Source organism: Xanthomonas sp. NCPPB 3442 (assembly GCF_056725145.1).
Genome location: NZ_CM161514.1, coordinates 1909976 through 1932341 on the forward strand (window position 1 = coordinate 1909976; position 22366 = coordinate 1932341).

Genomic DNA, 22366 nt, shown 5'->3' on the forward strand with positions numbered 1-22366 from the left:
CGCGGCTTCCGCAACCTCAAGCCGCGCACGCCGCGGCAGGACGTCGACGCATGACCATGACTGCTGCAGCAAAGAAGATCCGCGCCAAGCGCGCATCGCGTCCCATCTATGCGCTGATCGAGCGCGTGGTGGTGATGGACACCGGCGAGGAGCGGTTGGCCATGCTCGCCGAGCATCCGGTCGACCGCGAGCTGATGAAGCAGCGCGGCTACCGGCGCGGCCAGGAGGTGCGGCTGGAAATCAAGGCACCGCGCGACGCCTGGCGCCACCGGCTGCTGCACAAGATCGGCCAGCTGATGGTCGAGAACGTCGACGGCTGGGAAGCACTGGACACGCACGAGGCGGTGAAGCGCCTGCAGCGCGAGGCCTGCGTGTGCTGCGAGCAGGTCGACATGGATGCCACTGCGGTGGTTTCGGCAGTGCTGGCTGCGTCAGATGCAGCCTTCGGTCCCGGCGCGGCAAAGCTGCTGCGCGAGGTGCTGCCGCGGATCGAGACGATCCCCGTGACCGTCGCGCGCTCGCTGGCATTCGATTCGATGGATGAGGACGAGTTCCGCCGGCTGTTCGAGGGCATCACCCAGCACATCGGCATGCACTACACGCACGTGATGCTCGACGAGGTCGTCGCCGAGTTCTGGCTGATGGCCAACGGGCAGGGCACACAGCCGGCGCAGGCTCGGAGGGCTGCATGAAGGCCGTCCAGCACCTGGTCAGCGTCAGCGGCGGAAAGGACAGCACCGCTACGTATCTCAAGGCGATCGAGTCGGGGAGGCCGTTTCAAGCAGTATTCGCCGATACGGGCAACGAGCACGAGATCACCCTCGAATATGTGGCAACGCTGGCGCAACGCACCGGCGGCCCAAGCATCGACACGGTTCGCGCCGACCTGACTGCTGACCTGGCACGCCATCGCGATTACATCCTGCGCGTCTGGCCTCTGCAGGGCATCCCGCAGGAGATCGTCGATCGGTCCGCAGCACTTCACACGCCGAGCGGCAATCCGTTCGTTGATCTGTGCATCCTGAAAGGCCGATTTCCATCACGCGGCGCGCAGTTCTGCACAGAGGAGCTGAAGGTTCTTCCCATCGTCGAGCAGCGTGTGCTGCCGATGCTAAAGTCAGGGCCGGTCCTGCAGTGGGTCGGCATCCGAGCCGAAGAGAGCGAGAACCGCGCAAAACAGCCGCTCTATAACCGGCACGAGTCCGGCTCGTACCTATGGCGCCCGATCTTCGATTGGAAGCTCAAGGACGTTTGGGCATATCACTCGCGACACGGGATTCTTCCCAACCCTCTGTACGCCATGGGGTTCGGTCGTGTCGGTTGTTTCCCGTGCATCAATTGCCGAAAGGACGAGCTTCGTCTGATCGCAGACCTCGCGCCGGAGCACATCGAGCGCATCGCCGAGTGGGAGGCCATCGTCGCGATGGTCAGCAAGCGCCAGTCCGCCACGTTCTTCGCGCCCATGAAGGACCCTACCGATGCGGACACGCCGGGCGAGTACTCGCGGATCCACAAGGTTGTGGAATGGAGCCGTACCGGGCGTGGCGGCCGGCAGTTCGATCTTTTCTTCCAACAACAACCGGGCGGCGGCTGCACCTCAGACCTTGGTCTTTGCGAATTGGCGGAGGCCGCATGAGGCGCGCAATCAAGCCGGCGACGCGCGCCGAGCAGGCCTACCAAGACGCCGCGCGCGCACTCGGCTGCGTCGTGTGCCGCTGGCGCATCGCAGCCGGCCTACAGCGCGCCATCCAGTGCGGCCACACGGAGATTCACCACCGCAACCTCGGCGACCTGCACGGCCAGAAGCAGATCGGCCAGCACGCGGTCGTCGCACTCGGCGCCTGGCACCACGACGGCGACCAGATGCCCGGCATGACCCGCGACCGCATGCGCGAGGTCTTCGGACCCAGTTTCAAGCACCACGCCCGCGAATTCCGCGCCTGGACAGCCGAAGTCCTGGGGGATCTGGGGCGCGGTACCGCGGCATGGCAGGCGTTGCAGGACATCTATCTTGAGAGGGGATCAAATGAAAAATTGCTTCGAATGCATGGTTGATGGGTGCCTGGGCGAAGTCATCGCCAGGCGCTTGTGCAAGAGGCACTACCAGCGCGCTGCGCGGGAAGGCCGACTTCCGGGCAAAGCCCGGTTGCAGACGGTAAGACAAAGGCTCGAGCGCTATTGCATGCCCGTGACAGAAACAGGTTGCTGGTTGTGGACTGGAGCAACCGACACTCTCGGGTATGGCTTGATAACAGTTGCCAGGCAGAAATCCGGCGCTGCTCACAGGGCGGCCTACGCGGAGTTAGTCGGGCCAATCCCTCGCGGAATGGCCGTTTGCCACAGATGCGATACCCCGAGCTGCTGCAACCCCGAGCATCTTTTCCTTGGCTCCCAAGCAGAAAACATGCGAGACGCCAGCGCTAAGGCGCGGATATCGGCATGTCGGCTCACTCATCAGCAGGCGTTGGAAGTTCGAATGTCCAAGGAGGCAACGTCGGCGATAGCGCGACGACTCGGAGTGGCACTCCACGTGATCTACAAGTGCCGCAGAGGGGTGACTTACCCCGCAACCTCAATTCTAAAGAACAGGGTGACCCAGTGAACCAGCAGCAATACGAGAACGCCCGGCTCGCCGGCCACCGCGCGCGTCAGGCCAGCAAGAAGCGCGACGACTCACCGAAGTACGCCATGGGCGAGGAGGGCGCGCTGCTTCGCGAGGCGTGGCGCGAAGGTTGGGACGAGGCTGATGCGGAGCGGAGGAAGGCGGCATGAGCATCCAGCAATCAGCGAAGCTGATCTCGAACGGCGATCAGCGTGTGGAGCGTCTGACGAAGCGCGAGGAGTTTGCGAAGGCGGCAATGCAGGGCATCGTCGGCAGCATCCAGGACGAGGACGGCTACAACCGTTTGGCGCGGCACGCGGCCGTGAACGACATGAAGGTCAGCCAGTGGATCGCGCACGACGCGGTGAAGCAGGCAGACGCACTGCTGGCCGAACTGGAGAAGCAGGCATGACGGCTACCCCAATCCGATTTGAGGGCAAGGTATTCGCCAGCGCCGCCGAATTCTCGCAAGCCTATCCGGCCTATGCGCGGTGCATCGACGCAATCCGCGACGGCGCCGAGACGATTGTTGAGGTGGAGCGGCGGGTCGCCGCCGGCAAGCAGAAGGCGGCCACCAGCACACGCGTGCGGGCAAAGCACGCCTACGCGCTGAAGGCGGGTGCGCGATGACCCTGCGCGTGGTGTTCGGAATTGACCCCGGCATGTCCGGCGCCGTTGCCACACTGATCGACGGCGAGGCTGGCCCGATCCTGGACATGCCGGCAATGACGGTGGGCAAGAAGCAGGAAGTTGATGCGCGTGCGATCGCGGTCTTCATCCGCGAGGTCCGCAGCCAGCACCCGGGCGCGGTATTCGCGGGATGCGTGGAGCGCGTTCGGGCGATGCCGCCGCAGGGGGACCGGAAACCGGGTGCGCAGTCGTCGATGAACTTCGGCGAGAGCTACGCCAAGGCCAAGGCGGTGCTCGAGGTGATGGGCATCCCCTTCAGCCTGGCCGAGCCGCAGAGCTGGAAGCGCCATTTCGGGCTGATCGGTCGGGACAAGGATGCATCGCGGCAGCTGGCCATCCGCCGCTTCCCGTCCGCCGCGCCGCAGCTGCAGCGCAAGAAGGACGACGGCCGCGCCGAGGCGCTGCTGCTGGCCCTGTGGCACGAGCAGAAGAGCCAGCCGGGAGCCCTCGCTGCATGACGCTCAACCCGACGAACCTGAGCCGGCCCGAGGCGTACTACGAAAAGCTGCTGCGGAAACGGTACGCGGCGGCAGTGCGCAAGCGCGGGCTGTGCGCGTTCTGCAGCTGCCGCGATCGGACGCTGGGGATCGTGCACTGCCAGGGCAACGAGAGCAGGCAGATGGGGATGTGCCAGGACGACGGCAGGCTGCCGCAGTTCCGGCTGGATGATCAAACGTTGGAGGAATTTCGCCATGCGGCGTAATGAGGATCCGCTGCTCGCTGAGCTGCGCCGGTGGGGATACGCCCACGCAAACCGCTACACCCTGAGCCGCGCCGACCGCAGCCGGCATGTGCTGGAGAACGCCAAGGACTATGCGCCCAAGACGGTGGAGCAGGCCTTCCGCGAGCTGGTGGAGCGCGATGGCCGGCAGCGGCGTCGCTTCATGGCCGAGCGGGCTGGGCTGACAGCGCTCGGCGAGATCCCAGCCTGGGCCGTAGATCCGGTGCGCGCGCGGAACGACGCCGACCGGCCGCACGATAATCCGGAGGTCGCCGTCGACATCGGCATCCCCGATGACCTGCGTTGGATCGACCGGGCGCTAGCGTCAATGAGCAGGCAGTTCCCGCTGCGCGTGCTGGTGGTGCGCACCGAGTTCACCGTGGCGGCGAGCCAGGCTGTGAAAGCCCGCATGGTGGCAGAGCAGTACGGTGGCACGGTTTCGATATGGCAATACCGACGGGAGCTGCAGCGCGGGATAGACTTCATGGGCGGCAGGATGGCCGCGTGACCCGGGACGCTTATGCCAGACTTCAGCTGGTTGAATGAAATACCCGATGAGGTGTGTGAGCGGCACGGCGAGGGCCGCCGTAGATCCTTTCCGCTCGACCACTTTCTTCAGCGTAGCAATGTGAGTCCCAATTCTGATTGGCGTGCAGGCTTCGACGTTTGGGGAGCATCCCAGGAGCGCCGATATCAGCAGTTCCCTGCGCCCAATGCGGCAGACGGAACCCAGCTTGCCTTCATTGTGTGGGGCCCGTGGCAACACAGGTCTTGACCGTTGACAGTTGCGCACCGAAATGGTCTGATTCTGCAACTGTCAAAAGTTCCCACTGAAACCCGGCCAAGCGCCGGGTTTTCGCGTTTCTGGGCCCAACACCGACCGCTGCCAGCGTGCCAGGTCCTCGTCGAGAAGCGAGGCGCTGCGCGCCGGGATCGCGCACGGGCCGGCGACATGGCGCCGCCCACCCATCCGCCGGCGGCGGTCGGTACCTATCGGAGAGCACTGCCGCGGTCTGCCCAGCTGGACGGGACCAGCGCGGCGCAGCGGACCTGCTGAAGGGACAGGACCACCGCGGCGGTGCTCGCCGTTCTTCAATGCCCGCATCCCAGACCGGATCAACCCTCGTGCCTAGCCGGCAGCGGGGCGGGCACCTATCGCCGCTTGGACTGGGAGTACCCGGTCGCGGCACCTCCGGCTCGTCGAGAGACGCCCGGGTGACGGCTGCACATGCAGCGCCGGAACCGTAACCGGCACCTATTTCCGCCGCCGACGCGCGGCTCCAGCCCTGCCAGCCGGCGGGGCTTTTTGTTTGGAGGCAGCAATGGCGGTCATCACGCCCGAACAAGCCGGTGGCCGCAACGTCGTGGCTTTCCTGGACATGCTGGCGCATTCCGAGGGCACGTCCACCAGCTCGGCTACGAAGAACGACGGGTACGACGTCATTGTCACCGGCGCCGATCGTGAGCCGGAGATCTTCACCGACTACAGCCGGCATCCGTTCGCCGGCGGCCGCAAGTCGAAGGCGATCAACTCGAAGGGTCTGACCAGCAACGCGTCTGGCCGCTACCAGTTCATGCTCAAGGATTACGCGCACTACCGCGACCTGCTGAGGCTGCCGGACTTCGGCCCGCTCTCGCAGGACCGGTGGGCGCTGCAGCTGATCAAGGAGCGGCGCGCGATCGCCGACATCCAGGCCGGTCGCTTCGTGGAAGCGGTGGCGAAGGTGCGCAACCTGTGGGCCAGCCTGCCGGGCGCCGGCTACGGCCAGCCCGAGCACGCCATCGAGAAGCTCATCGCCGCGTACAAGAAGGCCGGCGGCAAGGTCGGGAGCGCATGACGATGCCGGACCTGGACGACGAAGCCCTGCTAACCGCAGAGCGCGAATCGCTCAACGAGGCCGTGCTGCTGCTGCAGGAATGTTGGGGCCGGACAACCCGCCCACGTCGCGACAGCCGGCACGTTCTGCGTCTGGGCTACGGCCGGGCGATCGAAACCCGTGAGCAGAGTGAGCGCGCCGCCACCCTGGAGCTGACCGAGGACGTCATGGAAGCCCAGGAGACATTGCGCGGTCGATTCTTCGAGCTGCTGGCGGTGCACCCGGAGATGCGCGGCTCGCTGCCGTACATCATCGCCATCGCCGACATCATCGGCGCCACGGTGGTACGCGACAGCGCCGACCTGTGGGCAGCGGCACGCAAGGGCGACTGGCTTGAGTTCGGCTCAGTGATCCAGGAGTTCCGCTGGGAGATGTTCAGCGATGCCACCGAGCGCGATAAGCGCGCAGTGTCGCGCCTGGTCATGCGCTTGGTGATGGGAGCATCGGCGGTCACGCCATGACCTTCATCACCCGAAACATGGGCACAGCACGACTCGGCATCGCCCTGATCGTGTTCCTGCTCTACGGCTTGGCCATTGCGGTGCTCGTCAACTCGGAAATCCCGGCGGGCAATAAGGACGTGCTGATGTTGCTCCTAGGCAACCTAGGCCCGCTGATGGGTGCCATCGGTGGCTACTACTACCGGGCGCAGCGAGAGGCTGGCTCCTGACATGGCCGACAACTGGGACCGCGGCCTGCCGCCGCCACGCGATCCACCCGGCTGGCTGATCACCACGCTGTGCGGCCTGCTGCTGGCCGCGCTGGCCTGGATCTGGATCGCCTATACCAACGCAAGGATCTGACCATGCGCATCATCAAGCAGGGCCGTCACCCGTCGGTCGGGGACACGCACGAGAGCACCTGCCGCACCTGCGGCACCGTCTTCGAGTGGAACACCAACGAGGCCATTCGCCAGCCCGACCAGCGCGAGGGCGACTATTTCAAGATCGCCTGTCCGCTGTGCGGTGCGTCGGCGACCAAGGCGGTATCGGAGAAAGCGCCGTGAACCGCACGGCGATCGCCATCATCGCCGCGCTTGTGTGGTCGGGGGCCATGTTCGGTGCCGGCTGGGCCTGGCGCGGTGATCGTGCCGAGGGGGCCACCAGCAAGCAGGAGGCAGGGGCCGCCCTCGGCGCCCTGGCCGGGGAGCAGGCCGCCCGATCGACCGAACACCAACAGGCCGAGGCATTGGCCGACATTGGAGCCAAGCATGAAGAAGACCGGCAGGCGGCCCAGGCCGTCCCTGATGCTGTTGTGGCTGACCTGCGCAGTGGTGCTCTCAGGCTGCGGGACGGGTGGGCCAGCTGTGAAACCCAGCGCCTCACCGAGGCTTCCGCCGGCGCCGCCGAACGTGATGCGGCCGCCGAGCGCCGAGACGAGTTTGCGGGCGCTGTTGTTCGAGTCGGCCGTGACGCCGACGACCAGCTCCGCGCCTGCCAAGCCGTAGTGGCCGCTGACAGGAGCAGTCCAGATCTCTCTGCCAGCGGCGGAGCAGCGCCCCGACAAGTTGGGGAATGACCTGGGCGGCCACGTTGATCAGCATCGTTTCGATAGTTGCCATGTTGTTCCGAGTGGTTGGGGTGGTGTGAGGCAGCCTCCGTCAGGTGACCTGACGAAATCCCGCCATTTGCATCTGAAGACGTGAAGACCCAGCGGTGTTCCCCGTCTCGTATGTGCCGCTTTGACGCGACGCCACCTTCGCCCGTGGGCTTACCGCGATCCACCGGAGAAATTTCCGCTTTCCTTTCACCGGCCCCACCCGGGGAGCCAGACCCATGCCCAAGAAGAAACCCAAGCCCAACGCGCGTGCGACGCCCGGGCTGACCCAGAAGCAGCAGCGCTTCGTGGTCGAGTACCTGAAGGACCAGAACGCAACCCAGGCGGCCATCCGCGCCGGGTACAGCGAGAAGACCGCCAGGAGTGTCGGGTCGGAGAACCTGACCAAACCCGACATCGCCGCCGCCATCCAGAAGGCGCAGGCCAAGGTCGCCCAGCAGGCAGCCGTGACCGTGCATTCCCTGGCTGCAGAGCTGGAGGAAGCCCGGGGCATTGCCCAGGGAGAGAAGCAGGCGTCCGCGATGGTCGCCGCCACCATGGGCAAGGCAAAGCTGTACGGCCTCGCCGTCGAGCGCCATCGCCATTCCGGTGCCATCGGCACCTACGACCTGAGCAACGTGTCCGACGATGACCTCGATCGCCTTGAATCGATCCTCGGTCCGCTTGCCGTCGCTGGCGGAGATCCGAGCGGAGAGGGCCAGGCGGGAGGCTGAGCGGGAGCGCCTGCGCATCGCTGAGGATGTCGAAGGCATCCGGGCGCGGTCGCAGTCGCTGGAGGGCTTCATTCGCGAGCACTGGCACGTGCTTGAACCGACCCGGCCGCTCAAGATCGGCTGGGCACTGCGGGCGATGTGCCTGCACCTGGAGGCGGTCACAGAGGGTCGCATCCAGTTCCTGCTGATCACCGTGCCGCCGGGCATGATGAAGTCGCTGGTGCTGGTGTTCTGGACTGCCTGGGAGTGGGGTCCATGCGGCCGCGCCGACCTGCAGACGCTGGCCACCTCCTACAGCCAGCCGAACGTCCTGCGCGACAACCTGAAGCTGCGGCGCCTCATCGAGAGCGACCAGTATCAGGCGGCGTGGCCGCTGAAGCTGCGCGGCGACCAGAACGCCAAGGGCAAGTTCGAGAACACCGGCAACGGCTTCAGTGAGGCCAGACCCTTCAGCTCGATGACGGGCGGACGCGGCGACCGGGTCAAGGTCGACGATCCGCACTCAACCGAAACAGCCGAGAGCGACGCCGAGCGCAAGACCGCCGTCCGCATCTTCCGCGAGGGCATCACCGACCGACTCAACGACATCACGTCGTCGGCCATGGTCATCATCATGCAGCGCCTGCACCAGCAGGACATTGCAGCGGTGGCGATGGAGCTGGATCTGGGCTTCGTCCACCTCAACCTCCCGATGGAGTTCGAGGAAGAGCGGACGGACAAGGACGGCAAGAAGAGCGGCGGTCCGTGCCGCACCTACGTCGACGGCAAGCTGTTCTTCGAGGATCCGCGCACCCAGGAGGGTGAGCTGCTCTTTCCGGAGCGCTTCCCCCGCGCCGAGATCGAACGGCTGAAGCGCGCCAAAGGCACCTACGCGTATGCCGGCCAGTACCAGCAGCGGCCAACACCGCGCGACGGTGGCTCGTTCAAGCGGGATTGGTTCGAGGTCGTGGAAGCGGCACCGGCCATCTCGACCGCGCGCAAGGTTCGGCGCTGGGACTTCGCCGCCACCGATCCGAAGGAGAAGACCAGCAGCGATCCCGACTACACGGTCGGCCTGCTGCTGGGCGAGGCTGGCGGCATCTACTACGTGCTCGACGTGGTGCGCGACCAGGTGTCGCCCGCTGGCGTGGAGCGGATGCTGACGAACACCGCGCGGCAGGACGGCAGAACGATCAAGGTGCGCATCCCGCAGGATCCTGGCGCCGCCGGCAAGTCCAACGCCGCGCACCAGATCAAGCTGCTGGCCGGCTGGGACATCAAGGCCGCGATCGAGTCCGGATCGAAGGAGGTCCGCGCAACACCGGTGGAGGCACAGGCCGAGGCCGGCAACATCAAGCTGGTGAATGGCCCCTGGGTGGCCGCCTTCCTCGACGAGATCGCCGAGTTCCCCAACGCCAAACACGACGACCAGGTCGACGCGCTCTCTGGCGCATTCGCTGAGCTGGTCACAGGCAGCACCTACAACCTTGGAAACGCACTCTGATGGGCAAGCTCGCACAACTGAAAGACGGGCTGGTCAATCTCGTGGCCAACCTGGGCACCTCGCGCGACAAAGCGCTGCACAGCCACTACGCGCTCGCGCCGCTGAGCGACATTGATGCCAGCAACGCCTATCGCGGCACGTGGCTCGCTCGCAAGATTATCGACATCCCTGCGCTCGACGGCTGCCGCAACTGGCGGACGTGGAATGCCGATCAGACTCAGATCAGCGAGCTCGAGGCGGAGGAGAAGCGGCTGGGGCTGCAGGTGAAGCTGCTGGAGGCGCACATCAAGGCGCGGTTGTTCGGTGGCGCTGCGATCTACATCGGTACCGGCGACTCGGATGTCAGCAAGCCGCTGGACCCGACGCGCTTGAGGAAGGAGGGCGTCAAGCACCTCAACGTGCTGACCAAGCGCATCCTGACTGCAGGCGAGCTGGATCGGGACGCCGAGTCGCCCAGCTTCGGCCGTCCTGCGTTCTACACGCTCACCTCGGCACGAGCCGGCCAAGTCGAGATTCATCCCTCGCGGCTGGTCATCCTGCATGGTGCCCATCGGCCGGATCCGGATATCGATCACGGTGACGGCTGGGGCGACTCGGTCCTGATGGCGACCAGCGACGCGGTGAAGCAGGCGGACAGCACGAGCGCCAACATCGCCAGCCTGGTATTCGAGGCGAAGGTCGATGTGCTGAACATCCCGAACCTCATGTCGCAGCTGGCAGATCCAGCGTATGAGGCGCAGCTGCTCCAGCGCTTGCAGCTCGCGGCGATGGCCAAGGGCATCAACGGCATGCTGGTGCTGGATGGGGAGGAGACCTACACGCAGAAGTCTGCGTCCTTCGGCGGATTGGTCGATGTGATGCTGGCCTTCCTGCAGCAGGTGTCGGGCGCGGTGGATATCCCGCTAACGCGTCTGCTGGGCCAGTCGCCCGGTGGCTTGAACAGCACCGGCGACAACGACATCCGGAACTACTACGACCGCATCAAGTCAGGCCAGGAGCTCATCTACACGCCGGCCATGTCGGTGCTGGATGAGTGCCTGATCTACTCGGCGCTCGGCAGCCGACCCAAGGACGTGTTCTACAGCTGGCGCAGCCTGTGGCAGACCAGCGACACCGAGCGCGCCACCAACGGCAAGACCACGGCCGACACGATCAAGACCCTCGCCGACACCAAGCTCATTCCCGATGAGGTGCTGGCCGAGGTGGCGGTGAACATGCTGACCGAGGCGGGCGTAGCGCCTGGCCTGGAATCGGCGATGGACGATTTCACCAGGGCGAATCCGGACTGGCAGGAGGATCAGGACGAGGAGGAGCGTGCAGCGGCCGCGCTGGCTGCTACGCAGGGCAAGCAGGGCAACCCGCTGACCGACGCCGAGCCTCGCTCGCTGTATGTGCGCCGGGACGTGCTCAACGCGGCGGAGATCGAAGCCTGGGCACGGGAGCAGGGCATCACGGACATCGCCGACGACCTGCACGTGACGGTGGCCTATTCGCGCCAGCGTTTCGACTGGATCAAGGCGGGCAACGCGAGTGAGTGGAGCAGCGATAGCAGTGGTGAGCTGATCATTCCGCGCGGTGGGCCGCGCGCCATCGAGCCGTTAGGCGGTATGTCGGCGGTGATCCTGTTCGCGTCCACGCAGCTCGCTTGGCGCCATGAGGAGATCGTCCGGGCAGGCGCCTCGCACGACTTCCCGGACTACATGCCGCACATCAGCCTGACGAAGTCGCCCATCGACCTGTCGAAGGTTGAGCCGTACCGGGGCCGCATCGTGCTGGGCCCGGAAATCTTCGAAGAGATCCGCGAGGACTGAACCATGTTTCTGAAAGATCGAGTCTCGGTGACGGCGCCACGCCGCACCGCGGACGGCTACCTCGTGGCCGATGCAAAGGTGGCGCGCACTGGCATCCAGGAATACCTGGGCTCGGAGGTCGGCAAGCCGGAGATGCCGATCGTGCGGCTGTACCGGCCACCCGAAGAGGTCTTCTCCGACGCAACGCTGCGCAGCTTCGCGCACCGGCCCATGACCAACGACCACCCGCCGGTGATGGTCGACGCGAGCAACTGGAAGCAGTACGCCGTCGGCCAGACGGGCGACGAGGTGCGGCACGACGACAAGTTCGTGCGCGTGCCGCTGGTGCTCATGGACAAGGCGGCCATCGCCGACTGGGAGGCCGGCAAGGTCGAGCTGTCGCAGGGCTACACCGCAGAGATCGTCTTCGAGGATGGCGTGACGCCCGAAGGCGAGCCCTACGACGCCGTGCAACGAAACATCCGCAACAACCATCTCGCGCTAGTCGACCGGGCGCGCGGTGGTGAACACCTTCGTATCGGCGACGACAACCATCAGAGGAACACTTCAATGCCTGACATCAAGACCCGGACCGTCCTGGTCGATGGGCTGTCCGTCGAGACCACCGACGCCGGCGCCCAGGCCATCGACAAGCTGCAGCGCCAGCTCTCCGACTCCAACGCAGTTGCCGCGCGCCAGGCGACCGACCACACCGCGGCCCTCGCGCTCAAGGATGCCGAGATCGCCAAGCGCGACGCCGCCATCGACGACCTGAAGGGCAAGGTGTTGGACGCCGCTGCCCTGGATGCGCGCGTGCAGGCGCGTGGTGACCTGCTGGCCACGGCCAAGGCAATCCACGACGCCGACTATCGCGGCAAGAGCGATGCGGACGTTCGCAAGGCTGCTGTCATCGGCAAGCTCGGTGACGCCGCCATCGCCGGCAAGGGCGACGCCTACATCGAGGCGCGCTTCGACATCCTCGCCGATGGCGTGAAGCCGTTCGATCCGGTCACGCGCGCACTGAGCGATGGCGCCGCACACCGCACCGTCGTGCAGGACAACGGCTACGCCGCGTCCGTCGCCGGCCTCGATTACCGCACCAAGAACCAGGGGGCCTAAGTCATGGCACTGCAAACCAACTACCCGGAGATCCAGCCTGCAGCCACGCGCGGCATGCAGGCCACGATGCTCCCGTCCACCATCATCTCTCGTACTGTCGAGGACGTCGTCGGCCTCGCGTTCGGCCTGGCCGTGGCACAGGGCGCGACGGATAAGGGCATCGTCACGTTCGGCGGCGCCAACCTGAAGTTCGTCGGCATCACGCTGCTGGATCGCTCGGCCACGGGCCTGGACCTGTTCCCGCAGCGTGCATCGGCGCGCGTCATCACCAAGGGCGACATCTGGGTGACCGCCTCGGTCGCCGTCGCCGCCGGCGATCCGGTGTACCTCACCGCAGCCGGCGCGTTCACCAACGTCGCCACCAACAACACCGCCATCACCGGCGCCCGCTGGGACACCAGCACCACCGCGGCAGCCCAGCTGGCCGTTGTCCGTCTCGGCTAAGGAGCCTATCCGCATGCGTGCACATCCACTCTTCGACGCCCAGGTGGTCATGGGCTTCGTGGTCTCGCAGACCACCATCATCGAGCCCGGCGTCTACCGGACCGTCTACCCGGACATCCAGTACCGGGACCTGATCCCGGTCGATACGTCCGGCAGCGAGTTCGCCACGTCGGTCACCTACTACTCGCAAGACCAGTACGGCAAGGCTGACTGGATCAACGGCAACGCCGACGATATCCCGAAGGCCGGCACCAACCGCTCGCAGTTCCAGACCGGCGTGCACACCGCTGGTATCGGCTACGGCTACGGCTGGGAAGAAATCGGCCGCGCACAGCTGCTCGGTATCAACCTGCCCAACGAGGACGCAGCCGTCGCGCGTCGTGCATCCGAGGATATGGTCGACCGCGTCGCGCTGTTCGGCGACGCCAGCAAGGGGTTCAGCGGCCTGTTCAACGCAGCAGGTGTCACTCCGGTAGCGGCACCCACTGGCGACTGGCCCAACGCCACTCCCGACGAGATTGTCGGCGACATGAACCAGGCGCTGTTGAATGTGTTCAATGGCACGAACACCGCAGCGATCGCAGATCGACTGTTGCTTCCCTGGTTGCGCTACCTGCTGATCGCCACTCGCAAGATGAGCGACAACAGCGACATGACCATCCTGCAATGGTTCTTGGCGAACAACGTTTACACCGTGCAGACAGGGCAGCCACTGACCGTGCGCGGCCAGCGCGGCCTGGACACTGCAGGTGTCGGCGGCGTGCCCCGCATGGTCGCGTACCGCTACGACGCCAACGTGCTGAAGCTGCACATGCCGATGCCGCACCGCTTCCTGCCCGCGTGGCAGTCCGGCCCGTTGCGCTGGGACATCCCGGGCGTGATGCGCCTGGGCGGCCTGGACGTGCGCCTCCCGAAGCAGGTCGTCTACGTCGACGGCATCTGATCCACAACGGCCCCGCGCGGCACAGGCGGGGCCACACCGGAGCATGCAATGAAGATCAGCAACAACCACAAGACGCCGCTGGCGTTGCCGGACGGCACCGAGATCATTCCCGGCTCGCCGGCCATCGTGCCCAACTGGCAGGCCATCAAGAAAAACGCCGTCGTGCAGGCGTGGCTCGCCGCGAACATCCTCACCGAGTCGGAGGACGACACCGCGCCGTTCCTGCTCGGCACGTTCAACCTGCCCGACAGCATCCTGCTCATCGAAGGCGGCGATAGCGTCACGCGCGACGATGTCGTGCAGCACGCGTTCAAGGCCTCGGCGCTGTCGCTGGAGGACTGGAATTCGCTGGACGAAGTGGACCGCGAGGCACGTATCAGCGCATCGCTCGACGCGCTGAAGGCCGAAGCCGCTGCTGCCGCTCAGGCGGTGATCGACGCGAAGGCCGCAGATGACCAGAAGAAGGTCGATCTGATCGCCAAGCTGGAAGCCGGCGGCATCAGGCACGACAAGCGCTGGGGCTTGGAGAAGCTGCAGGCCGCGCTGGACGACGCCGAGAAGCCCAAGACCGGGAGCTGACCATGTACGGCACGCTGGAAGGAGCAGACGCGTATCACCTGGTCCGTGGCAACGCAGCATGGGCGGCAGGCAGTGAGGAGGCCCGCAGGGCGTCCCTGGTGCGCGGTACCGACTACATCGACGGCCGGTACCGGGTGCTGCTGTCTTCGGGCCGGTGGCAGTCGATGTTCCCCGGCGTGCGTACCCAGGGGCGGGGCCAGCCGAACGAATGGCCCCGCACAGGCGCAGTGGATTACGACGGCAACCCGATCGCCGCCGACGCAGTGCCGATCGAGGTGGAGCACGCGGCGTACGAAGCAGCGCTGCGCGAGCTGATCGAGCCCGGCAGCCTATCGCCGGACTACGTCGCGAGCGCGCAGGTCACGCGCGAGAAGGTCGGCCCGATCGAAGTCTCATACGGTGCCAGCACAGCTGCAGGCAGCACGCCGAACCGTCCGGTCATTCCGGGCATCGACGAGATCCTGGCGCCGCTGCTGCGTCGCCCGATGGTGATGCCAGCCATGAGGGTGGTCTGATGGCCGCCGCGCTCTATGCACGACTGGAAGCGACCGCTCGCAGGCTGATCGGTGGCTACGGATACGCCACACAGCTGGAGCGCGACGGCGCCATCACCGGGCCGCCGCACAACCCGCAGCAGGGGCCGCCAACGCGGCACGACTGCAAGGTGGTGGAAGTCGATTACAGCCTGACCAACCGCGACGCCACGTTGGTGCTGCAGGGGGACAAGCTGGGGCTGATCTCCACCGATGTGGCCATTGAACCGACGAAGGACGACAGGATCCTGCTCGGCGGCGTGCTGTATCGCTTCATTGACCTGCAGCCGCTGTCACCAGGCGGGCAGATCCTCCTCTTCGAATTTCACGCGAGACGCTGATGGCCGCAACGACTTCCCGCCAACTTGAACAGCTGGCGGCGAAGCTGGAGCCGGCCATTGCGCGCGCGTTCCTCAAGGCGATATCCGAGGTCACCAGTCAGGCAGGCGTGCAGCTCATCGCGGACCTGCTGCAGGCCGGGCGGATCGACGACGTGCTCACCGTGATGGGGCTGGACGAGCCGCGCTTTGCGGATCTGGGCGAAGCGCTGCGCAACGCCTACGCGGCAGGCGGGCAGCAGGGGGTGTCGGAGATGCCGAAGATGCGGCTCAGCCTGGATCCGATCATCACCGGCAACTACAAGCCACGGCAGGACGTGCGTTCGCCCGCACTGCGTCCGAACTTCGACCTGCGCAACCCCACCGCCGAGGCATGGCTGCGCGACAAGTCCAGCAACCTCATCACCGGCATCGTCAACGACCAGCGCACGCTGATCCGCAATGTACTGGAGAGCGGCATGGTCGCCGGCCGCAATCCTCGTCAGAGCGCGCTGGACATCGTGGGGCGCGTGGGAGACACGGGCCGGCGCACCGGCGGCGTGCTGGGCCTGACATCGCAGCAGGGTCAGTTCGTGCAGAGCATGCGCGGAGAGCTGGCCAGCGGTGACCCGAAGGAGATGGCGAAGTACTTCGGCCGTAAGCGCCGCGACAAGCGCCTCGACGGCATCGTCAAGCGCGCCATCGCTGCCGGCAAGCCGGTATCGCAGGCGGACATCGACAAGATCGCCGGGCGCTACGCCGACCGGCTGCTGCAGCTGCGTGGCGAGATGATCGCGCGCACCGAGTCGATCACCAGCATGAATGCCGGCCGCGAAGAGGCGTACCGCCAGCAGATCGAAGCGGGTGCGCTGGCGCCGGAGAACGTAACCGGCACCTGGTCGGACACAGGTGATGAGCGAACCCGGCACACTCACAAGGCGATGAACGGGCAGAAACGAGCATTCGGTGAGCCATTCCAGTCGCCCAGCGGCGCGCTGCTGAACTATCCGGGCGACGCGAGCCTGGGTGCAGGCCCGGAGGAGATCGTCGGCTGCCGCTGCACGAAGCAGTATCGGATCGACATGACGGCGGAGGTGCTACGTGGCAAGCAAGTTCGGTGACCAAGTCAGGGCCTTCGCGGAGAAGGCGAAGCAGCGACAGACGGCGATCTTCCGCGAGTCAGCGCAGGCGGTGATGGACCAGGCGAGTACGCCCAAGGCCAAGGGCGGCAAGATGCCGGTGGTCACTGGCACGCTGCGCAACTCAAGGGCGGCGTCGAAGGACGGCCCGGCGACATCGGAGAGCGGCGACCCCGCCATGGTCTTCGCATCCCTGCAGCTTGGCGAGCGCGTCTGGGCCGGCTGGACCGCTGCGTACGCGCTGCGCATGGAGCACGGGTTCAGTGGCAAGGACAGTCTCGGCCGGCAGTACGAACAGGCGGGCAACGGCTTCATGCGCGCTGCTGCGCAGAACTGGGACTTCATCGTCAACGAGGTCACCGCGAAGGTGAAGGCACGCATCCCATGAGCGACACCGCGATCTATGACGCCTTCGCCGGCCTGGTTGGCGCCTTCGCCGCGAGTATCGGCGTGCCGTGCTCCTATCCGGGCATTGGCTTCACTCCGCCGACCAGCGGATCCTGGCTCGAGCTGCAGTGGTTCCCCAACCAGACCCAGAATTACGGCATGGAGGACGACGGGCCGTCGCTGATGCAGGGCTTCGGCCAGCTGGCGGCGTGCTATCGGCCAGGCGCCGGCATCATGGTCGGCACGCAGCTCACCGACCAGATCATCGCGGCATTCGGCAAGGGAACGACCTTCGCCGGCATGTGCGTGTACCGCATGCCCTGGACCTCAACCATCATTCAAGACCCGGAGCGGCACATGCATCCGGTGACCATCATGTGGCGCGGCTTCGTGTAGCAGCCAACCGCAGTAGTTCCCCAACCCCGCCCCGTGGCGGGTTTTTTTATGCCCAACGCGAGGAGATATCAGCAATGGCTGAGGCACAAACCAACAGCGGTTCCAAGCTTTACATCTGCGCCACGCCGCAGAACAGCGACCTGACCAAGACACAGTTCGAAGCGTTGACCTACGTGCAGGTCAAGAAGGTCGGCAGCGTCGGCGAGCGCGGTCTCACCACCAATATCGTTACCTACGACACGTGGGACACGGCGGTATCGCTGAAGGGCAAGGGCATCTCGAATGCCGGCGACCCCGAGGTGGAGATGGCGCGCGACCTCGCAGACCCGGGCCAGATCGCCATGCGTGCAGCTGGCCAGCCAACGGTAACCAGCGCCTATGCGCTGAAGGTCGAGCGCCCGTCCGGCGAAATCGAATACCTGCGCGGCCTGGTTACCGGTCCTCGCACGCCTGGCGGTCGCAACGAGGACTTTGTGCTGCACGTCTACTCGCTGGCCCTGAACCAGGTGCCCGTCGAAGTGCCGGCGCCCACCACCCCGTAACCGTACAGCAGGGGATAGGGCGGCCGCCTGACAAGCCGGATCTGATCCGGCCGGCTTCCCCTGCTTCACCTCCCGGATCGATCGCAAAGGATCACCCATGACCGAATTGACCACCATCGTGGCCGCCGAGCGCGCCATCGACATCAAGCACCCCGCCACCGAGGTTCCTGTGGGCCTGCGCATCACGCTGCTGCCCGACACCCACCCGAAGGTGCGCGAGGCCAGCCGGAGGGCGCTGGACGACCGCCTGCAGGGCAAGGGCAAGGTGACCGCCGCCAAGATGGAGCAGGGCCGCACCGACATGCTGATCGCCTCTGTGGGCGCCTGGGAGTGGCTGGGCGACCTGACCTTCCACGGTGCCAAGCCGCCGCTCACCGACGAATCCCTGCGCAAGGTGCTGAAGGAACTGCCGTGGATCGGCGACCAGCTGGAGGTGGAGCTGGGTAACCGCGCGGAGTTTTTTCGCAGCGCTGAAGACGCGGATAGCTGACGCCACGTATCTAAGCGTCCGGTACGACATGCCGGACGCGAAGGGCGAGACACGACGCGCGCGCAATGCGCGCTTCGAGCAGCCGACGCCAGAAGTCGACATGCCGGAAGAGGCGGCGCACGTCTGGGATTGGTTCTGGCTGCTCTCCGGACGGCGCCGTAGCGGTCCTGAGGCCCTGTCCTATGCCGAGCTGCGCGCGTGGCAGGAGATGGCCGCCTGCGATGTCCTGCCGCAGGAGGTGGCAATGCTCATGGCGATGGATGACGCCTACCTGCGCGCTGTGCGCGAAGAACAAGCCGCGGCCCGTGAGCGCACGCCCGACCCTGGCAACACTTGGAGCTGATTGATGGATATCGCCGAACTTGGCTTTCGGGTCGATTCGAGTGGCCTGGTGGAGAGCACCAAGGCGCTCGATCAGAACGCCGCCGCCGCCGACAAGGCCAGCGGTTCAGCGGATCGGCTGGAGCGCTACTTCCAATCGATGTCGCGCTCGATCGACCGATCCGCGGTGGTGCTGGGTGATCGCTTGGGCGGTGCGCTGGATCGCATCGGCATCGGTACCGGCACGGTCATCACCGAGCTGCAGGGGCTCAACCGCGCGCAGGCGGAAATCGTCAGCGCGCTGGTGGCCATGGAGAGCCGTCTGACCGGTACCGCCGCCGGCTTGAAGGCCTACAGCTCCGCAGGCAAGGAGGCTGCAGCCGGTGCCACGGCCTCCACCACCGCATCGCAGAAGCTCGAGCAGCAGCTGGAGCAGCAGGAGGCGCGCTACCGCAGCGTTGCGCAGCAGGCCATGGCGTATGCGGAGGCGCAGCGCACCGCCAACGTGTCGGATCGCGCACTGGCCGAGGCGGCACGTGATTCGGCTGCCGGCATCGACCATCAGGCGGCGGCGCTGTCGCGCGCAGGCACGGAGCAGGAGCGCATGGTGGCGCGTGCGCGTGCGTTGCAGGAGGCCGAGGCGCGCACCACCAATCAGGCCAGGGAGGCGGCGCGCGCAGCTGAGGTGCAGGAGCTCAACCTCAAGCGCCTGCTCGCGCAGATCGACCCCACCGTGGCCGGGCTAAACCGCCTGGCCGACATGGAGGAGCGGCTGGAGCGTGCCGGCGACCTCGGGCTGATCAAGCCGCAGGTGATGCAGCAGTACCAGGCGCAGATCGAGGCAAGCAGGCAGGCGCTGCTCAAGTCGAAGAACACCAACGAGCAATACGCCATGTCGGCGCGCCAGACGGCAGCGGCAATGCGGATGATCCCGGCGCAGATGACGGACATCGTCACCAGCATCGTGAGCGGCCAACCGATTTGGATGGTAGCGATCCAGCAGGGTGGCCAGCTGAAGGACCAGCTTGGCGGCATCGGCCCGGCTGCGAAGGCCGTGTCCTCCTATGTGCTGGGCATGGTCAATCCGATGACATTGTCGGCTGCCGCCGCAGTCGCGTTAGCGGTGGCGCTGAAGCAAAGCCAGGATGAGCTGTTCGACTTCCAGAAGAACCTGATCCTCACCGGCCGCAATGCGGATATCAGCGGTGGCCAGTTCCGCGGCTTGGTTTCGGATCTGGACAAGCTGGCAGGTGTGACGCGCGGCGGCGCTGTGGATGCGCTGACAGCCGTCGCTGCTTCCGGCCAGTTTGCCGGCAAGCAGTTCTTGATGGTCGCCGAGGCGGCTGCCCGCATGGAGTCTTCCACCGGCCAAGCCAGCAGCAAGACCGTCGAGGCGTTCCAGCGCATCGCGCGTGATCCGGTAGATGCATTGGTGGAGCTAAATAAGCAGGAGGGCTTTCTCACCGCGGCGCAGCTGTTGCGTATCCGCACACTGCAGGAGGAGGGCCAAGAGCAGCAGGCTGTTGCTGAAGCGCTGCAGATCTACTACGAGCGGTCGATCAATGTCGCCAATCAGGCCGAGGCAGCAATGCCGAGTTTGGTGAAGTGGTGGCGAGATGTGAAGGACGAGGTCGGCGGTGCGTGGGGCGAAGTGATGACCTTCAGCACTGAGCTGGAAAAGCTCGGCGGGAAGCTAAAGAACTTGCTCCCAGCGTCTGGCCTTCAATTCGACATGATCACTACGCTCGCGTCGCCCAAGGCTCAGATGCAGCGATTGAACTCGCTCATCGGCGGTTCTCGTCTACCTACACCGATCTTTGAAGTGCAGGCAGATGGGCGCAAGGCGATTGAAGATATGGCCAAGGTCTACCAAGAGCAGGACGTAGCGGCCAAAGCAGCATCGGAAGCACTCACCACGCGGCTTGCCGGGCTTGATCGTGAATCGGCCAAGCTGGCCGCCCGCAACAAGATCATCGAGCTTTACAACAAGCTGGAAGGCGCGCGCGACGCGAAGGGGAACCCTGATTCGCGGTTGTCCGACGGCTCCATGCAACGCCTCATCGCGCAATCCAACGCGCAGATCGACAAGCAGTTCAACCAGCGGGAAGGCGTCGGCAAGGCGAACACGGACGACAACGCGGCGCAGAGCTTCATCGCCAGCGTGCAGCGGCAGATCACCGCCAACCAGCAGCTGGCCGAGAGCGGCGACAAGGTATCGGCCAGCGACCGACTCGTGATCCAGGCTCGGCAGTTGCTTGCCGACAAGACCAATACGATGACGGCGGCGAGCAAGCAGCTGCTGCAGGCGATGATCCCGCAGCTACAGGCGAGTGATGCACAGGCCGAGAAGGCGAAGCAGACGCAGCGTGATCTGGTGGCGCAGGCGGCCTTTACCGAGCGGCTGGCGCAGCTGGAGAAGCAACGGCAAGAGCAGTCTGATGTCGATCTGATGGGCATCGGCCGCGGCGCTGATGCCACGCAGATGCTGCAGCGGCAGTTGGACATCCAGCGGGAGTACTTGCGCGAGCGGGAGAAGCTGGAGAAGGAGCAGCGCGGCCAGAACCCACTCAGCGACGGCGAGTACCAGAACGAAATCGCCCTGCTCGAGGCGAGCAAGCAGCGTTCGCTGGAGATCGAGCGGGACTACCAGCAGCAGCGGATGGCGATGCTGGGTAACTGGCGGACTGGCTTCACTCGCGTCTGGGAGGACTACGCGTTTTCCGCTGCGAACGCCTCGGATCTGGCGGGTTCCGCCCTGTCCAACGGCCTCAGCGCGGCGGAGGATGCATTCGTCCGCTTCGTGCAGACGGGCAAGCTGTCGTTCTCGGATCTAACCAAGTCGATCCTGGCGGATCTGGCGCGCATTGCCGCAAGGCAGGCGATCGTCGGGGCCATCGGCTCCATCGTCGGATCCTTCGCGGGTGCGGCGGCCGGCGGCGCATGGACTGGCACCAGCGCGGGCGCAGGCAGCAACCTCAACTTCGGCAACAACGTGGACAGCTTCACCGGCAGCAGCTGGGCGAGCTTCGGCGGTGGCCGTGCTGGCGGTGGCGACGTGTCCAATTCGTCGATGTACGAGGTGGGCGAATTCGACCGCCCGGAAATCTTCAATGATCGGCGCGGGCGCAGCTACCTGATCCCCGGCAACGACGGCACGGTGGTGCCGATGCATCAGCTGGCATCCGGCAACGGCGGCGGCTCTGCTACTCCAACCGTAAACGTGAGCATCAACACCGTGGTCCAGAGTGATGGAAGTAGCACCACATCGGCCACCACCGGTGACGACAACGCGATGGGCCGCGCGCTCGCGAAGTTGATCGAACCAGAGGTGAAGCGGGTGCTGGTGCAACAGATGCGGCCAGGCGGCCTGCTGACGGGAGCGCGCTGATGGCGGATGTCTTTCCATGGAAGCCCACATCGCAGAGCAGTGGCACCGCGACCGGTGTGGTCAAGCGCGCAGAGTTCGGCGACAGCTACAGCCAGTCCTCTGCCGACGGCATCAACCCGATCAAGCGCTCCTACCAGGTGACCTTCACTGGCCCCGAAGCGCGCATGAATGAAATCGCCGCGTTTCTTGACGCACACATCGGTATCTCGTTCCTCTGGACGCCAAGGATCGGCGGCCAGGGCTACTACCAATGCGACGGCTACAGCGACCGAGGAGAGGGCGGCGCGATGCTCTCCATCAGCGCCACCTTTGAACAAAAATTTCAGCCGTAAGGA

At 65.6% G+C, this 22366-nt stretch carries 33 protein-coding genes; all 33 read left to right on the forward strand.

Annotated elements, in window-relative coordinates:
- Positions 1 to 134 precede the first annotated feature (134 nt).
- The 33 genes from AC1POX_RS08225 to AC1POX_RS08385 all read left to right on the forward strand — a co-directional run bounded on the left by AC1POX_RS08225 (position 135) and on the right by AC1POX_RS08385 (position 22363).
- The gene (locus AC1POX_RS08225; protein ID WP_372357147.1) at positions 135 to 692 is read left to right on the forward strand and encodes a hypothetical protein; all 558 of its coding nucleotides are present in this window, start codon (positions 135 to 137) and stop codon (positions 690 to 692) included.
- Positions 689 to 1636: a phosphoadenosine phosphosulfate reductase domain-containing protein gene (locus AC1POX_RS08230; protein WP_372356960.1), complete on the forward strand. Its 948-nt coding sequence runs from the start codon at positions 689 to 691 to the stop codon at positions 1634 to 1636. The genes AC1POX_RS08225 and AC1POX_RS08230 overlap by 4 nt, the downstream gene beginning before the upstream one ends.
- Positions 1633 to 2055, forward strand: coding sequence for a hypothetical protein (locus AC1POX_RS08235; protein ID WP_372356961.1), 423 nt, complete (start codon positions 1633 to 1635; stop codon positions 2053 to 2055). The genes AC1POX_RS08230 and AC1POX_RS08235 overlap by 4 nt, the downstream gene beginning before the upstream one ends.
- Positions 2056 to 2182: 127 nt before the next feature.
- Entirely contained in the window at positions 2183 to 2602 is a 420-nt protein-coding gene (locus AC1POX_RS08240) for an HNH endonuclease signature motif containing protein (RefSeq protein ID WP_372356962.1), read from the forward strand.
- Complete coding sequence (locus AC1POX_RS08245) at positions 2599 to 2772, forward strand: hypothetical protein (RefSeq protein WP_164739496.1); 174 nt, start codon at positions 2599 to 2601, stop codon at positions 2770 to 2772. Before AC1POX_RS08240 ends, AC1POX_RS08245 begins: the two co-directional genes overlap by 4 nt.
- Complete coding sequence (locus AC1POX_RS08250) at positions 2769 to 3014, forward strand: hypothetical protein (RefSeq protein ID WP_372356963.1); 246 nt, start codon at positions 2769 to 2771, stop codon at positions 3012 to 3014. The genes AC1POX_RS08245 and AC1POX_RS08250 overlap by 4 nt, the downstream gene beginning before the upstream one ends.
- Positions 3011 to 3232, forward strand: a complete 222-nt coding sequence (locus AC1POX_RS08255) for a hypothetical protein (RefSeq protein WP_372356964.1) — start codon at positions 3011 to 3013, stop codon at positions 3230 to 3232. The genes AC1POX_RS08250 and AC1POX_RS08255 overlap by 4 nt, the downstream gene beginning before the upstream one ends.
- On the forward strand, positions 3229 to 3750 hold the full coding sequence (locus AC1POX_RS08260; RefSeq protein ID WP_372356965.1) for a RuvC family protein: 522 nt from the start codon (positions 3229 to 3231) through the stop codon (positions 3748 to 3750). Before AC1POX_RS08255 ends, AC1POX_RS08260 begins: the two co-directional genes overlap by 4 nt.
- On the forward strand, positions 3747 to 3995 hold the full coding sequence (locus AC1POX_RS08265) for a hypothetical protein (RefSeq protein WP_372356966.1): 249 nt from the start codon (positions 3747 to 3749) through the stop codon (positions 3993 to 3995). Before AC1POX_RS08260 ends, AC1POX_RS08265 begins: the two co-directional genes overlap by 4 nt.
- On the forward strand, positions 3958 to 4521 hold the full coding sequence (locus AC1POX_RS08270) for a hypothetical protein (RefSeq protein WP_372356967.1): 564 nt from the start codon (positions 3958 to 3960) through the stop codon (positions 4519 to 4521). The genes AC1POX_RS08265 and AC1POX_RS08270 overlap by 38 nt, the downstream gene beginning before the upstream one ends.
- An 814-nt stretch (positions 4522 to 5335) precedes the next feature.
- Positions 5336 to 5851 carry a glycoside hydrolase family 24 protein gene (locus AC1POX_RS08275; RefSeq protein ID WP_372356968.1) on the forward strand — a complete coding sequence of 172 codons (516 nt, stop codon included), beginning with the start codon at positions 5336 to 5338 and terminating at the stop codon, positions 5849 to 5851.
- On the forward strand, positions 5848 to 6351 hold the full coding sequence (locus tag AC1POX_RS08280; RefSeq protein WP_127159223.1) for a hypothetical protein: 504 nt from the start codon (positions 5848 to 5850) through the stop codon (positions 6349 to 6351). Before AC1POX_RS08275 ends, AC1POX_RS08280 begins: the two co-directional genes overlap by 4 nt.
- Positions 6348 to 6560 (forward strand): hypothetical protein, encoded by a 213-nt coding sequence (locus AC1POX_RS08285; protein ID WP_047130278.1) that lies wholly within the window; start codon positions 6348 to 6350, stop codon positions 6558 to 6560. The genes AC1POX_RS08280 and AC1POX_RS08285 overlap by 4 nt, the downstream gene beginning before the upstream one ends.
- 1 nt (position 6561) lies before the next feature.
- The gene (locus AC1POX_RS08290) at positions 6562 to 6693 is read left to right on the forward strand and encodes a hypothetical protein (RefSeq protein WP_258077845.1); all 132 of its coding nucleotides are present in this window, start codon (positions 6562 to 6564) and stop codon (positions 6691 to 6693) included.
- A gap of 2 nt (positions 6694 to 6695) precedes the next feature.
- Entirely contained in the window at positions 6696 to 6896 is a 201-nt protein-coding gene (locus tag AC1POX_RS08295) for a CpXC domain-containing protein (RefSeq protein ID WP_372356969.1), read from the forward strand.
- A complete protein-coding gene (locus tag AC1POX_RS08300; protein ID WP_372356970.1) occupies positions 6893 to 7408 on the forward strand; it encodes a lysis system spanin subunit in 516 nt (171 codons plus the stop codon). Before AC1POX_RS08295 ends, AC1POX_RS08300 begins: the two co-directional genes overlap by 4 nt.
- 257 nt (positions 7409 to 7665) lie before the next feature.
- A complete protein-coding gene (locus AC1POX_RS08305; RefSeq protein ID WP_372356971.1) occupies positions 7666 to 8160 on the forward strand; it encodes a terminase small subunit in 495 nt (164 codons plus the stop codon).
- Positions 8075 to 9643: a phage terminase large subunit gene (terL, locus tag AC1POX_RS08310; RefSeq protein WP_372356972.1), complete on the forward strand. Its 1569-nt coding sequence runs from the start codon at positions 8075 to 8077 to the stop codon at positions 9641 to 9643. The genes AC1POX_RS08305 and terL overlap by 86 nt, the downstream gene beginning before the upstream one ends.
- Positions 9643 to 11454 (forward strand): anti-CBASS protein Acb1 family protein, encoded by a 1812-nt coding sequence (locus AC1POX_RS08315; protein WP_372356973.1) that lies wholly within the window; start codon positions 9643 to 9645, stop codon positions 11452 to 11454. The genes terL and AC1POX_RS08315 overlap by 1 nt, the downstream gene beginning before the upstream one ends.
- Positions 11455 to 11457: 3 nt before the next feature.
- Positions 11458 to 12552, forward strand: a complete 1095-nt coding sequence (locus AC1POX_RS08320; protein WP_372356974.1) for a DUF2213 domain-containing protein — start codon at positions 11458 to 11460, stop codon at positions 12550 to 12552.
- A gap of 3 nt (positions 12553 to 12555) precedes the next feature.
- Complete coding sequence (locus AC1POX_RS08325; protein ID WP_372356975.1) at positions 12556 to 12996, forward strand: structural cement protein Gp24; 441 nt, start codon at positions 12556 to 12558, stop codon at positions 12994 to 12996.
- Between the two features lie 13 nt (positions 12997 to 13009).
- Positions 13010 to 13939 carry a DUF2184 domain-containing protein gene (locus tag AC1POX_RS08330; protein WP_258077184.1) on the forward strand — a complete coding sequence of 310 codons (930 nt, stop codon included), beginning with the start codon at positions 13010 to 13012 and terminating at the stop codon, positions 13937 to 13939.
- 48 nt (positions 13940 to 13987) lie between these two features.
- Complete coding sequence (locus AC1POX_RS08335; RefSeq protein WP_372356976.1) at positions 13988 to 14518, forward strand: hypothetical protein; 531 nt, start codon at positions 13988 to 13990, stop codon at positions 14516 to 14518.
- Between the two features lie 2 nt (positions 14519 to 14520).
- Entirely contained in the window at positions 14521 to 15033 is a 513-nt protein-coding gene (locus AC1POX_RS08340) for a DnaT-like ssDNA-binding protein (protein ID WP_372356977.1), read from the forward strand.
- Positions 15033 to 15392, forward strand: a complete 360-nt coding sequence (locus AC1POX_RS08345; RefSeq protein WP_127159215.1) for a hypothetical protein — start codon at positions 15033 to 15035, stop codon at positions 15390 to 15392. The genes AC1POX_RS08340 and AC1POX_RS08345 overlap by 1 nt, the downstream gene beginning before the upstream one ends.
- On the forward strand, positions 15392 to 16489 hold the full coding sequence (locus AC1POX_RS08350; protein WP_372356978.1) for a phage minor head protein: 1098 nt from the start codon (positions 15392 to 15394) through the stop codon (positions 16487 to 16489). The genes AC1POX_RS08345 and AC1POX_RS08350 overlap by 1 nt, the downstream gene beginning before the upstream one ends.
- On the forward strand, positions 16470 to 16895 hold the full coding sequence (locus tag AC1POX_RS08355; protein WP_372356979.1) for a hypothetical protein: 426 nt from the start codon (positions 16470 to 16472) through the stop codon (positions 16893 to 16895). Before AC1POX_RS08350 ends, AC1POX_RS08355 begins: the two co-directional genes overlap by 20 nt.
- Positions 16892 to 17290: a phage tail terminator-like protein gene (locus AC1POX_RS08360; RefSeq protein WP_372356980.1), complete on the forward strand. Its 399-nt coding sequence runs from the start codon at positions 16892 to 16894 to the stop codon at positions 17288 to 17290. Before AC1POX_RS08355 ends, AC1POX_RS08360 begins: the two co-directional genes overlap by 4 nt.
- A 74-nt stretch (positions 17291 to 17364) precedes the next feature.
- Positions 17365 to 17832: a hypothetical protein gene (locus AC1POX_RS08365; protein ID WP_016850920.1), complete on the forward strand. Its 468-nt coding sequence runs from the start codon at positions 17365 to 17367 to the stop codon at positions 17830 to 17832.
- A gap of 97 nt (positions 17833 to 17929) precedes the next feature.
- Positions 17930 to 18322, forward strand: coding sequence for a hypothetical protein (locus AC1POX_RS08370; RefSeq protein WP_372356981.1), 393 nt, complete (start codon positions 17930 to 17932; stop codon positions 18320 to 18322).
- 28 nt (positions 18323 to 18350) lie between these two features.
- Entirely contained in the window at positions 18351 to 18665 is a 315-nt protein-coding gene (locus AC1POX_RS08375) for a phage tail assembly chaperone (RefSeq protein ID WP_372356982.1), read from the forward strand.
- Positions 18666 to 18668: 3 nt separating this feature from the next.
- Entirely contained in the window at positions 18669 to 22031 is a 3363-nt protein-coding gene (locus tag AC1POX_RS08380) for a phage tail tape measure protein (RefSeq protein WP_372356983.1), read from the forward strand.
- A complete protein-coding gene (locus AC1POX_RS08385) occupies positions 22031 to 22363 on the forward strand; it encodes a phage tail protein (protein WP_371893640.1) in 333 nt (110 codons plus the stop codon). The genes AC1POX_RS08380 and AC1POX_RS08385 overlap by 1 nt, the downstream gene beginning before the upstream one ends.
- Positions 22364 to 22366: the final 3 nt, after the last annotated feature.

Coding starts and splice junctions, on each gene's coding strand:
- AC1POX_RS08225 (WP_372357147.1), top strand. CDS start 135: ATGGACACCGGCGAGGAGCGGTTGGCCATGCTCGCCGAGCATCCGGTC.
- AC1POX_RS08230 (WP_372356960.1), top strand. CDS start 689: ATGAAGGCCGTCCAGCACCTGGTCAGCGTCAGCGGCGGAAAGGACAGC.
- AC1POX_RS08235 (WP_372356961.1), top strand. CDS start 1,633: ATGAGGCGCGCAATCAAGCCGGCGACGCGCGCCGAGCAGGCCTACCAA.
- AC1POX_RS08240 (WP_372356962.1), top strand. CDS start 2,183: ATGCCCGTGACAGAAACAGGTTGCTGGTTGTGGACTGGAGCAACCGAC.
- AC1POX_RS08250 (WP_372356963.1), top strand. CDS start 2,769: ATGAGCATCCAGCAATCAGCGAAGCTGATCTCGAACGGCGATCAGCGT.
- AC1POX_RS08255 (WP_372356964.1), top strand. CDS start 3,011: ATGACGGCTACCCCAATCCGATTTGAGGGCAAGGTATTCGCCAGCGCC.
- AC1POX_RS08260 (WP_372356965.1), top strand. CDS start 3,229: ATGACCCTGCGCGTGGTGTTCGGAATTGACCCCGGCATGTCCGGCGCC.
- AC1POX_RS08265 (WP_372356966.1), top strand. CDS start 3,747: ATGACGCTCAACCCGACGAACCTGAGCCGGCCCGAGGCGTACTACGAA.
- AC1POX_RS08270 (WP_372356967.1), top strand. CDS start 3,958: ATGATCAAACGTTGGAGGAATTTCGCCATGCGGCGTAATGAGGATCCG.
- AC1POX_RS08275 (WP_372356968.1), top strand. CDS start 5,336: ATGGCGGTCATCACGCCCGAACAAGCCGGTGGCCGCAACGTCGTGGCT.
- AC1POX_RS08280 (WP_127159223.1), top strand. CDS start 5,848: ATGACGATGCCGGACCTGGACGACGAAGCCCTGCTAACCGCAGAGCGC.
- AC1POX_RS08285 (WP_047130278.1), top strand. CDS start 6,348: ATGACCTTCATCACCCGAAACATGGGCACAGCACGACTCGGCATCGCC.
- AC1POX_RS08290 (WP_258077845.1), top strand. CDS start 6,562: ATGGCCGACAACTGGGACCGCGGCCTGCCGCCGCCACGCGATCCACCC.
- AC1POX_RS08295 (WP_372356969.1), top strand. CDS start 6,696: ATGCGCATCATCAAGCAGGGCCGTCACCCGTCGGTCGGGGACACGCAC.
- AC1POX_RS08305 (WP_372356971.1), top strand. CDS start 7,666: ATGCCCAAGAAGAAACCCAAGCCCAACGCGCGTGCGACGCCCGGGCTG.
- terL (WP_372356972.1), top strand. CDS start 8,075: ATGACCTCGATCGCCTTGAATCGATCCTCGGTCCGCTTGCCGTCGCTG.
- AC1POX_RS08315 (WP_372356973.1), top strand. CDS start 9,643: ATGGGCAAGCTCGCACAACTGAAAGACGGGCTGGTCAATCTCGTGGCC.
- AC1POX_RS08320 (WP_372356974.1), top strand. CDS start 11,458: ATGTTTCTGAAAGATCGAGTCTCGGTGACGGCGCCACGCCGCACCGCG.
- AC1POX_RS08325 (WP_372356975.1), top strand. CDS start 12,556: ATGGCACTGCAAACCAACTACCCGGAGATCCAGCCTGCAGCCACGCGC.
- AC1POX_RS08330 (WP_258077184.1), top strand. CDS start 13,010: ATGCGTGCACATCCACTCTTCGACGCCCAGGTGGTCATGGGCTTCGTG.
- AC1POX_RS08335 (WP_372356976.1), top strand. CDS start 13,988: ATGAAGATCAGCAACAACCACAAGACGCCGCTGGCGTTGCCGGACGGC.
- AC1POX_RS08340 (WP_372356977.1), top strand. CDS start 14,521: ATGTACGGCACGCTGGAAGGAGCAGACGCGTATCACCTGGTCCGTGGC.
- AC1POX_RS08345 (WP_127159215.1), top strand. CDS start 15,033: ATGGCCGCCGCGCTCTATGCACGACTGGAAGCGACCGCTCGCAGGCTG.
- AC1POX_RS08350 (WP_372356978.1), top strand. CDS start 15,392: ATGGCCGCAACGACTTCCCGCCAACTTGAACAGCTGGCGGCGAAGCTG.
- AC1POX_RS08360 (WP_372356980.1), top strand. CDS start 16,892: ATGAGCGACACCGCGATCTATGACGCCTTCGCCGGCCTGGTTGGCGCC.
- AC1POX_RS08365 (WP_016850920.1), top strand. CDS start 17,365: ATGGCTGAGGCACAAACCAACAGCGGTTCCAAGCTTTACATCTGCGCC.
- AC1POX_RS08370 (WP_372356981.1), top strand. CDS start 17,930: ATGACCGAATTGACCACCATCGTGGCCGCCGAGCGCGCCATCGACATC.
- AC1POX_RS08375 (WP_372356982.1), top strand. CDS start 18,351: ATGCCGGACGCGAAGGGCGAGACACGACGCGCGCGCAATGCGCGCTTC.
- AC1POX_RS08380 (WP_372356983.1), top strand. CDS start 18,669: ATGGATATCGCCGAACTTGGCTTTCGGGTCGATTCGAGTGGCCTGGTG.
- AC1POX_RS08385 (WP_371893640.1), top strand. CDS start 22,031: ATGGCGGATGTCTTTCCATGGAAGCCCACATCGCAGAGCAGTGGCACC.